The organism is Bacillus cereus group sp. MYBK195-1 (genome assembly GCF_051916605.1).
Lineage (GTDB): Bacteria > Bacillota > Bacilli > Bacillales > Bacillaceae_G > Bacillus_A > Bacillus_A cereus.
On the sequence record NZ_JBQAGZ010000015.1, the window covers coordinates 38,756 to 48,572 of the forward strand.

Below are 9,817 nucleotides of genomic sequence, written 5' to 3' on the forward strand. Positions count from 1 at the left end.
TCTACAAAAATAAGTTCTTTAATAACTTAACGATAACAATACTACAATCTTAATGCAAAAATAGAGAGTGTAAAAAGAAAAAAGACGCTTCACACATGTTACACGTGAAACATCTCTTTTCTTGTCTTAATTACTTGATTTTCGTACCATTTGGTAGATTTTGGTCGATTGATGCTAATGACAATACGCCATTCTCTTCGCCCGCTAAAATCATACCTTGCGATAATTCACCGCGTAATTTTACTGGTTTTAAGTTTGTTACACAAATAACCTTTTTACCTTTTAAGTCTTCCGGCGAATAGAATTTTGCAATTCCAGAAACAACTTGACGCTTTTCTGTGCCTAAGTCTAGTTGAATTTTTAACAACTTGTCTGCTTTTTTCACAGGTTCAGCAGATAGTACTTCAGCTACGCGTAATTCTACTTTAAAGAAATCATCAATTGTAATTTCTTCTGCCTTCGGTTCTTCTTCTTTTTTCTCTTCTACTTTAGGAGCAGAGCTTTTCATTTGTTCTTTAATGTACTCTACTTCCACTTCCATTTCTAAACGAGGGAAAATTGGGTTTCCTTTTTCTACTTTTGTTCCAGCTGGAATGCAGCCAATTGTAGATAGACTTTCCCAAGATTTATGAGCTTCATCAGTAAGGCCAAGCTGAGCAAACATCTTGCTTGGTGCTACTGTTAAGAATGGCATAAGCATAATACCTGTTTGACGAAGTACTTCTGCTAAATGAGCCATTACAGAGGCTAACTTTTCACGATCATTCTCATCTTTTGCTAATACCCATGGTTGTGTTTCATCAATATATTTATTCGTACGACTAACTAGTTGCCAAATAGATCCTAACGCTACAGAGAACTCCATATTCTCCATTGCTTCTTCTACTTTTTTCAAAGTATCTTGTGCAAACGCTACTAACGTTTCATCAAATTCCGTCACATTTTCTTTAAATGCAGGGATTTCTCCGTTAAAATACTTATCAATCATAGCTACTGTACGATTTAATAAATTACCTAAGTCATTTGCTAAGTCGAAATTAATACGCTCCACAAATCCTTCTGGTGTGAATACGCCATCAGATCCAAATGGAACTTCACGAAGTAGGTAATAACGTAATGCATCTAATCCGTAACGATCGATTAATGTAACTGGATCTACTACGTTTCCTTTTGACTTACTCATCTTTCCATCCTTCATTAAAATCCAGCCATGAGCAAAGACTTTCTTCGGAAGAGGTAAATCTAATGCCATTAAAATTATCGGCCAATAAATTGTATGGAAACGAACAATTTCTTTCCCAACTAAATGCACATCTGCAGGCCAGAATTTTTTATATTTCTCTTCATTTGCTGTTCCATAACCTAACGCCGTAATATAGTTAGATAATGCGTCAACCCATACGTAAATAACGTGTTTTGGGTTACCAGGAACACGAACTCCCCAGTCAAATGAAGTACGAGAAACCGCTAAATCTTCTAATCCTGGTTTAATAAAATTATTAATCATTTCATTTTTACGAGACTCCGGCTGAATGAAATGTGGATTATCTTCATAGAACTTTAATAGTCTGTCGACATATTTACCCATTCTAAAGAAATAAGATTCTTCACGAACAAGTTCTACATCATGACCACTATCTGGGCTTTTTCCTCCAACTACTTTGTCGCCTTCCATAATTGGATCTACTAATTGATGCTCTGTATAGAACGTCTCATCTTGTACAGAATACCAACCTTCATATTCATCAAGATAAATGTCACCTTGATCTACTAATTGCTTAAAGATTTTTTCGACAACATCTTTATGACGATCTTCAGTTGTACGAATAAAATCATCATAAGAAATATCCATCTTCTCCCAAAGCTCTTTGATTCCTGCAACAATGTTATCAACATATGCCTGTGGCGTAATATTTAACTCTTCTGCTTTCTTTTGGATCTTCTGTCCATGCTCATCAGTTCCTGTTAAATAATGCACATTATAACCTTGCATACGCTTATATCGTGCCATCGCATCTCCTGCTACTGTCGTATAAGCATGTCCAATGTGTAATTTTCCACTTGGATAATAAATTGGGGTAGTAATATAAAAGGACTTATTTTCCTCTGTCATTGTTTTGGACCTCCCGAATAACCTCATATGTATTTATAAACAGTATATCAAAAACTCATATATAAAGTGAAACTTTAATCAGTAGGGTTTTGTTCCTCCCCACTAATTATTAGCCCACGTTAATTGGGCTTTTACGAGCAGCCCAAATCTAACTTATCTTCTTTACGCCAACCTAATTTTAAATTTAGGTCTTAATGCTCGATATCTTTATCATCTATTGCTCATATTTCAAAAAAATATACAATATCTACTTTAAATTTATTATTTTTTTCAGAAAATAATGTAAATAATTGTGGAATTTCCTCTCAATCTATTATATATAAGAAATAAGAAATCTATAAATCTTTTTAAAAAATATAGAATTTAAGAATTGACGGAAATGTAAATGATTGGTATCATATGTCCATAGGGTATTTTGTCGAAAAATGACGAATCTAAAAATAGACTCGAAACTTATAAACTATTTATTTAGGAGGAAAAAAATTATGAAATCTACTGGTATTGTTCGTAAAGTTGATGAATTAGGTCGTGTAGTAATTCCAATCGAATTACGCCGTACTTTAGGTATTGCAGAAAAGGACGCTCTTGAAATCTATGTTGATGACGAAAAAATCATCTTAAAGAAATATAAACCAAACATGACTTGCCAAGTAACTGGTGAAGTATCTGACGGTAACCTTTCTTTAGCTGAAGGTAAAATCATCTTAAGCAAAGAAGGCGCTGAGCAAATCTTAAACGAACTTCAAGATTATATCGAAACAGCAAAATAAGCTTCTCAATTATGAGAAGCTTATTTTTTATCGACATGATAGATTTGATATACATCTCTTTTCGACAAATCTCGATCTTTAGCGACTGTTTTAATCGCTTCTTTTGAATTCATACTTTTTTCATTTATATAATATTCAATATGATCATATACCGAAAGAGATTCCCACCATTGTTCTTCTGGAGCAGGTTCTTCTGTTGAACCAGCTACTAAAATACAAAACTCACCACGTACTTCATTTTGCTTCGTCCACTCAATTGCTTCTTCGATTGTTCCTCGAATAAATTCCTCAAATTTTTTCGTTAACTCTCGACATAATACAATCTCTCTATTTCCCAACACTTCCTGCATCGAAATTAAAGTATCATCTAAACGATGAGGTGCTTCATAAAACATCATTGTAGTTTGTACATAACGAAGCTTTTCTAACTCCATCTTCCGTTCCTTTTTGTTTCTCTGCAAGAAACCATAGAAATAAAACTGCTTTGTTTCAAGACCAGATGCAATTAATGCTGTAAGGGCTGCATTTGCTCCAGGAAGCGGAATTACATGATATTGCTCAGCTACTGCCTCAACGACAATATCGTAACCTGGATCAGAAATACATGGCATACCAGCGTCACTAACAAGTGCTACATTCTTTCCATCCTCTAATTTCTCTAATAGTTTCTTCCCACTTACTTCTTTATTGTGCTCATGATAACTCGTGACAGGTGTTTCAATTTCAAAATAATTACAAAGTTTTTTCGTTTGTCTCGTATCTTCAGCAGCAATTAAATCAACTTCTTTTAAAATTCGGATTGCACGAAATGTCATATCTTCTAGATTTCCAATAGGAGTTGGTACTAAATATAAAACTCCCTTTTCATTTTGTTGAAAGCTTTTTTGTTGCCACATAGCGTTCTCCTTTTTGCATATATGCCTCTTTTTGTTTTCTCGTTAATTTCTTAAAGTAATACTCCGCTTGCATAGCTGTACGCTTATCATCATGGGTCTCTACATATTTTAAAACGACAGGAAGCCTGACGCGTGTATACTTAGCCCCTTTGCCGCTATTATGAGTCTGAATTCTCTTTTCTATATGGTTTGTATATCCAGCATAATAACTTCCATCAGAGCACTCTACCACATAAAAAAAGTGCTTATTCTTCTCCATATAAAATTGAACGTAGCTCCTTTGTATATTCGTTATTGTTCTCATATACAACGAGAGGCGGTAAGATTTTCAAATCTGCATTTCCATCCTTAATTCCTTCAATTAACAATGTATTTGCTTCTTTTCCAACCTTAGGATAAACAAATTGCACACGCTTTGGTTCAATTTTATATTTACGCATTAATGTGACAATGTCTAGTAATCGCCCTGGACGATGTACAAACGCTACTTTCCCACCTTGTTTTACTAACTGACTACTTGCAGATACAACATCTTCTAATGTACACATAATTTCATGACGAGCTATCGCTAAATGTTCATTCATATTTTTCTCTGAAGTTTGAGGTGTTTGAAAATATGGTGGATTACATGTAACAACATCATATTGATGACGCCCAAGTTTCTCTGGCATATCTTTCAAATCTCCATGTATGAGGTGAATTCTTTCTTCCAACCCATTGTATTGAACACTTCTTACTCCCATATCATATAAGCGTTCTTGAATTTCCACACCAGTAATATTTCCTTTTGTTCTTGTACTTAATAGAAGGGGAACAACCGCGTTACCTGTACACAAATCAAGTAAATTCCCCTTTTGAATTGGTACCCATACAAAATCTGCAAGTAAAACGGCATCTAAAGAAAAATTAAATACTGATGGGCTTTGTATAATCTTCATGTCTTGTGCTAATAAGTAATCTAAACGTTCATCTTCATATAAATTCATATACTGCTCCTTTTCTTACCCTTAACCTACCCTATTTCATGTATAAAAAATTACCTTTCCAATTATAATTGGAAAGGTAATTTCACTTTTTATTTAAGAATGACAGACAGAACAAACAATCTCCCTCTTTACGTACACTTCCATAATGTAGATTGCAAATATGAAAACCTTCTTGATACAGTCTCGCTAAATTGTCATAGCCTTCACCAATATCTGTTTTCGGCTTCACTTCTTTACGTTTTTGAGTTTTTTGTTTTTCTTTATTCTGCACTTCTTCAAAACGGTGTCGCAAATTGTTATTTTCCATTTTTATATGCTGGTTTTCTTCCAACAACTCTGCAAGATGCTGTTTTAACTCTCCCAACTGTTTATATAAATGTCCAATTTGCTCTTCCATACTAGAAACCGATTCAAAAATATCTTTTTTCTCCACAAGCACCCACCTCATTAATCTGTGGTTTGACTCGAAACGACCCCTTTATTCACTAACTCATCTAACGTATATTCTACTATCCGTTCCTTGTCTACTAGTTCCACTTGAATTAATCTTTCTAAAATATTTAATCCGATAACACGGCCAGTACCATGCGGGGTTTGTATACGTTGATCTAAATCAGGAAGTTGTTCCTTTGCTGCCTCATATTCATCATTCTCATATTTTAAGCAACACATTAAGCGACCACATAAACCAGAGATTTTTGCAGGATTTAATGATAAATTTTGATCCTTTGCCATTTTAATGGATACAGGTTCAAAATCCCCTAAAAAAGTAGAACAACAAAGCATACGACCACATGGACCAATACCACCTAGCATCTTCGCTTCATCACGAACACCAATTTGTCTTAGTTCAATTCTTGTTCTAAAAATTGCGGCTAAGTCCTTCACTAGTTCGCGGAAATCGATCCGACCATCCGCAGTAAAATAGAAAATAATCTTATTACGATCGAATGTATACTCTACATCTACAAGTTTCATATCAAGATTATGCTCTACTACCTTTTGTTGACAGACTTGATATGCTTCTTTTGCAGCATGTTTGTTCTCTTCAACAATGGTACGATCATTTTCATTTGCAATACGAATAACCTTTTTTAGCGGTAATACAACGTCGTTTTCATCAACTTGTTTTTTGGTAATAACTACTTTTCCGTATTCAATACCTCTTACCGTTTCTACAATGACAAACTCATTTTCAGAGATATCGAACTGATTTGGATCAAAGTAATATACCTTTCCGGCCTTCTTAAAGCGAACACCTACTACATCATACAAAACGGTCATCCCTCCTGCAACCGCAACACTAACTGTTCGAACACAAGCTGCGCATTTACATTAGCGTTGATTCTATTTTTTGCCTCTAATATATTAAAGAGAGCTGATACAATGCGCTTCTGAGCATAGGAAAACGATTCAAACATCTCTTTCTGATCATGAAAAACAAGACGATCTTCTTCTCCAAGTTGAACATATAATAAATCCTTATAAATAAGGAGTAACATATCTAAACCTTGCTGTAATTGTTCTTTCTCTCCAAAGTGTTTTCCCCATTTTTCTTGTACAAAAAAAATAGAGGTTTTATCTTTTTCGAGCGCTTCACATAATTTTATCACTAAAGCTCGTGCTTGTGCAAACCATTCATCACTACATAAAGCTAAAGCTTCATCAAAACTATTTGTAAGTTGAGCAGCAAGTGTCGATAAAGATGCTGTAATCCCTTCATCCTGTAATCTTCTAATTAAAGATTCCGTAGGTAACGGTCTAAACGTAACAACTTGGCAACGAGATAAAATCGTATTTAAAATTTGATGACTTTGTTCAGTAAGTAAAATAGCAGTTGTATCACTACTTGGTTCTTCTAAAAATTTCAAAAGTGTATTTGCCGCATTTGCTGTCATACGATCTGCGTGCTCAATAATATATAATTTTTTATTTGCCTCTAATCCTGTTTTTGAAAACTCTTCTTGTAAATCATGAATTTGCTGCTTTTTAATAGATAATCCGTCTGGTTTTACAATATGTAAGTTAGGGTGGTTACCTGAATCAATTCGCTTACAGTTTGTACATACATGGCAGGGCTCTACCCCATTCCGCTCAGAACAGAGGAAACTCTTTGCCATTTGAATTGATGTCGCAAACTTTCCTGTCCCTTTCCCTCCCTCTAACAAGTAAGCGTGGGATATACGCTCTTTTGCAATGCTATTCATCAACATTTTTACACCGATGGGTTGTATAGCAGAAAGCTGCTCCCACGTCTTCGTCATAATGCATACCTCACTTATTTCATTCTTTCCTTCTATTATAACAATTTATCTTCTATAATCTGAACAACTTCTTCTATAAGTTTTTCCATCGGCTGATCAGCATTTACCAATACAATACGATCCGAGAAACGTTCTACAACTTGTAAATACCCTTCGCGCACACGTTTATGGAAAGAGATATCTTCCATATCTAGTCGATTTACTTCACGTCCTGCATCTTTTTCAATCCGAGCCAAACCAACCTCAGGCTCAATGTCTAGATAAATTGTTAAACTAGGCATACAGTCCTCTGTTGCGAAACGATTTATTTCAAATACCTTATCCATACCCAATCCTCTTGCATAGCCTTGGTATGCTAAAGAGCTATCTATAAAACGATCACATAACACGAGGTAGTTCTCATTAAGTGCTGGCATAACTTTTTCTACTAAATGTTGTCTGCGCGCAGCAGCATAAAGAAGCGCTTCTGTACGTGCTTCCATCATCGTATATTCTTGTTTATGTAAAATCGTCCTAATGTCCTCAGAAATTGCAATACCGCCTGGTTCCCTTGTCGCCATTACCTTTTGTGCTTTTTTTTCAAAATATGGCAATAAGCTTTTAATTAACGTTGTTTTACCTGAACCTTCTGGGCCCTCAATTGTTACAAATAATCCCTTCATCCTAAAACCTACTTTCTATATCATACACTTTCATATATTTCGTATTCCCTTGAAAACGAGCTCCTGCTCTCTCTAAATACATAATTTGCTCTTTATGCCCTGAAGTAATTCTCTCTCCATACATAATCAATGGAATTCCAGGTGGATACGGAATCACCATTTCCGCCGCTATCATTCCAACAGCCTCTTCTATAGATACTATCTTTGTTTTATATCCTTCTAGTTGTTTATACGTATACGGTAAAAGAGAGAACTCACCTTTATAAGTATAACGAATAGATTCTCTCTTGTCTTTCACCTCATAATGTTGCAATGCTACTCGGATCATCTCTATAACCTTCATATACCCCTCATTTGCTTGTAGTGGTAAAATAAATAGGACATTGTACGGATCAGCCATCTCTGTATATATACCGACCTTTTCAAATACAGACTGTAATTCGTACCCTGATAACTGACAACGAGTTTGTACGGTGACCTTTAACTCATCTTGCAACGGATATTCTAAAATGGCGATTTGAGGAATAGAACGTAGTTGTTCCTTAAATCTTCGTAAAAACTCAACAATTTCACTGTGACCTTCTTCTTTTATACGTGCCATTGTAAAGCGTGCTATATCCAAGGAAGCCATAATTGGATACGATGGACTACTAGATTGTAGCATACTTAAATAAGTAGTAACCTTCTCTTCATCTACTAAGTGACTATTTATATGTAAATAGGAACCCATTGTCATTGCGGGTAATGTTTTATGTGCAGAATGAACTACAATATCTGCACCATATGTTAATGCTGACTTCGGGAATGGTTCTCCCAAACACAGATGTGCCCCATGTGCCTCATCTACCAAAACAGGTATTTTATGTGCATGTGCAAAAGCGATGCTTGCCTCTAGATCCATCCCCATACCATAATAATTAGGATGCGTTAAAATGAGTGCTTTCGCATTTGGATACTTTCCAATTGCTTTCTTAATAATTTCGTTACGAACTCCCACTGGTACATTATAAGCTTCGTCAATCCATGGATCTAAAAAAATGGGATTTGCTCCCGCAAGTTTTAAAGCATTAATAATTGATTTATGACAATTTCTTTGTACAAGAACAATATCATGTTCCCCGCAACAAGACAAAATCATTGCTAAGTTCCCGACTGTTGAACCATTAATTAAAAAATAGCTCCTCTTTGTATTATAAACTTCAGCCAATAATTGTTGTGCCTCATCTATACATTCAAACGGACTATGCAAATCATCTAGTCCTGCTAACTCAGTTACATCAATAGATAGAATATCTTTAAACTCTCTTATTGCCTCCTGAGGGAAGTTTAAACCATTCTTATGACCTGGAACATGAAAGGATAACGGCCCTCTTTCTTTAAACTCTATTAACGCCTCATATAAAGGCATACGATTTTGATTCATCTACATCTCTTCCTTATTATTCATTCTCTATCTATTATACAGAACAAAAAAAATAATAGGCATATGCCTATTTAAAAATATGATACTTCTAGTTTTCGAAGCTGCTTTAAATAATGTATATATTTCGGATCATCTGTCTCTGTATTCACCATATCCTTTTCACATTCATAGCATATTAAATTATTATAAACATATATACCTTCTTTTCTTTTCGTCTCACAAACAATACAAACTTCACTTTGTAATTTCATAACCTTCCCTCCCTATTTAAGTGAACCTATTTTATACTTCTAATCCTTAACAATTTACAGAAAAATATACACCCATCTTTTATATAATATGATTAACTCTTGGGCAACGTGTTTGTATTACCCTTACTTCTTTCCTATTCTTTTTAACAATACAAAAAAACACAAGTCAAATGACTTGTGTTTTTAGTTGCTTGGCGACGTCCTACTCTCACAGGGACAAGGTCCCGACTACCATCGGCGCTAGAGAGCTTAACTTCCGTGTTCGGTATGGGAACGGGTGTGACCTCTCTGCCATCATCACCAAACTATTGAAGGCATATTCCTTCAAAACTAGATAACATTTGCTACATATTATATGGTTAAGTCCTCGATCTATTAGTATTCGTCAGCTCCACATGTCACCATGCTTCCACCTCGAACCTATCAACCTGATCATCTTTCAGGGATCTTAC

11 protein-coding genes and 2 rRNA genes are annotated in these 9,817 nt (G+C 35.1%); 1 reads left to right on the forward strand and 12 read right to left on the reverse strand.

The window, feature by feature from the left end:
• Window positions 1–130: 130 nt before the first annotated feature.
• Window positions 131–2,113: a methionine--tRNA ligase gene (metG, locus tag ACTFRY_RS29170; RefSeq protein WP_000134135.1), complete on the reverse strand. Its 1,983-nt coding sequence runs from the start codon at window positions 2,111–2,113 to the stop codon at window positions 131–133.
• A gap of 485 nt (window positions 2,114–2,598) precedes the next feature.
• Here metG and ACTFRY_RS29175 point away from each other — a divergent pair, with 485 nt between their 5' ends.
• Window positions 2,599–2,883 (forward strand): AbrB/MazE/SpoVT family DNA-binding domain-containing protein, encoded by a 285-nt coding sequence (locus ACTFRY_RS29175; RefSeq protein ID WP_000843036.1) that lies wholly within the window; start codon window positions 2,599–2,601, stop codon window positions 2,881–2,883.
• A 20-nt stretch (window positions 2,884–2,903) separates the two neighbouring features.
• Here ACTFRY_RS29175 and rsmI read toward each other — a convergent pair whose 3' ends face one another.
• The 11 genes from rsmI to ACTFRY_RS29230 form a co-directional block, all read right to left on the reverse strand.
• Window positions 2,904–3,779, reverse strand: coding sequence for a 16S rRNA (cytidine(1402)-2'-O)-methyltransferase (rsmI, locus tag ACTFRY_RS29180; protein ID WP_000267821.1), 876 nt, complete (start codon window positions 3,777–3,779; stop codon window positions 2,904–2,906).
• A complete protein-coding gene (locus ACTFRY_RS29185; RefSeq protein WP_061663944.1) occupies window positions 3,748–4,038 on the reverse strand; it encodes a GIY-YIG nuclease family protein in 291 nt (96 codons plus the stop codon). The genes rsmI and ACTFRY_RS29185 overlap by 32 nt, the downstream gene beginning before the upstream one ends.
• Window positions 4,025–4,765: a tRNA1(Val) (adenine(37)-N6)-methyltransferase gene (locus tag ACTFRY_RS29190; RefSeq protein WP_016118985.1), complete on the reverse strand. Its 741-nt coding sequence runs from the start codon at window positions 4,763–4,765 to the stop codon at window positions 4,025–4,027. Before ACTFRY_RS29190 ends, ACTFRY_RS29185 begins: the two co-directional genes overlap by 14 nt.
• An 82-nt stretch (window positions 4,766–4,847) precedes the next feature.
• Window positions 4,848–5,198, reverse strand: a complete 351-nt coding sequence (yabA, locus tag ACTFRY_RS29195) for a DNA replication initiation control protein YabA (protein ID WP_000412063.1) — start codon at window positions 5,196–5,198, stop codon at window positions 4,848–4,850.
• 14 nt (window positions 5,199–5,212) lie between these two features.
• The gene (locus ACTFRY_RS29200) at window positions 5,213–6,040 is read right to left on the reverse strand and encodes a PSP1 domain-containing protein (protein ID WP_000272429.1); all 828 of its coding nucleotides are present in this window, start codon (window positions 6,038–6,040) and stop codon (window positions 5,213–5,215) included.
• 5 nt (window positions 6,041–6,045) lie between these two features.
• On the reverse strand, window positions 6,046–7,029 hold the full coding sequence (holB, locus tag ACTFRY_RS29205; RefSeq protein ID WP_098617285.1) for a DNA polymerase III subunit delta': 984 nt from the start codon (window positions 7,027–7,029) through the stop codon (window positions 6,046–6,048).
• Window positions 7,030–7,064: 35 nt separating this feature from the next.
• Window positions 7,065–7,691 (reverse strand): dTMP kinase, encoded by a 627-nt coding sequence (gene tmk / locus ACTFRY_RS29210; protein WP_000677214.1) that lies wholly within the window; start codon window positions 7,689–7,691, stop codon window positions 7,065–7,067.
• A 1-nt stretch (window position 7,692) separates the two neighbouring features.
• On the reverse strand, window positions 7,693–9,114 hold the full coding sequence (locus ACTFRY_RS29215; protein ID WP_016118984.1) for an aminotransferase class I/II-fold pyridoxal phosphate-dependent enzyme: 1,422 nt from the start codon (window positions 9,112–9,114) through the stop codon (window positions 7,693–7,695).
• Between the two features lie 71 nt (window positions 9,115–9,185).
• Window positions 9,186–9,365 carry a sigma factor G inhibitor Gin gene (locus ACTFRY_RS29220; RefSeq protein WP_000776279.1) on the reverse strand — a complete coding sequence of 60 codons (180 nt, stop codon included), beginning with the start codon at window positions 9,363–9,365 and terminating at the stop codon, window positions 9,186–9,188.
• A gap of 189 nt (window positions 9,366–9,554) precedes the next feature.
• Window positions 9,555–9,670: ribosomal RNA gene (rrf, locus tag ACTFRY_RS29225) — 5S ribosomal RNA — on the reverse strand.
• A gap of 50 nt (window positions 9,671–9,720) precedes the next feature.
• Window positions 9,721–9,817 (reverse strand): 23S ribosomal RNA (locus tag ACTFRY_RS29230); the annotation flags it as partial.

Excerpts from the sequence above, each read along its gene's own strand:
- metG (WP_000134135.1), bottom strand. The coding sequence starts at position 2,113 with ATGACAGAGGAAAATAAGTCCTTTTATATTACTACCCCAATTTATTAT.
- ACTFRY_RS29175 (WP_000843036.1), top strand. The coding sequence starts at position 2,599 with ATGAAATCTACTGGTATTGTTCGTAAAGTTGATGAATTAGGTCGTGTA.
- rsmI (WP_000267821.1), bottom strand. The coding sequence starts at position 3,779 with ATGTGGCAACAAAAAAGCTTTCAACAAAATGAAAAGGGAGTTTTATAT.
- ACTFRY_RS29185 (WP_061663944.1), bottom strand. The coding sequence starts at position 4,038 with ATGGAGAAGAATAAGCACTTTTTTTATGTGGTAGAGTGCTCTGATGGA.
- ACTFRY_RS29190 (WP_016118985.1), bottom strand. The coding sequence starts at position 4,765 with ATGAATTTATATGAAGATGAACGTTTAGATTACTTATTAGCACAAGAC.
- holB (WP_098617285.1), bottom strand. The coding sequence starts at position 7,029 with ATGACGAAGACGTGGGAGCAGCTTTCTGCTATACAACCCATCGGTGTA.
- tmk (WP_000677214.1), bottom strand. The coding sequence starts at position 7,691 with ATGAAGGGATTATTTGTAACAATTGAGGGCCCAGAAGGTTCAGGTAAA.
- ACTFRY_RS29215 (WP_016118984.1), bottom strand. The coding sequence starts at position 9,114 with ATGAATCAAAATCGTATGCCTTTATATGAGGCGTTAATAGAGTTTAAA.
- ACTFRY_RS29220 (WP_000776279.1), bottom strand. The coding sequence starts at position 9,365 with ATGAAATTACAAAGTGAAGTTTGTATTGTTTGTGAGACGAAAAGAAAA.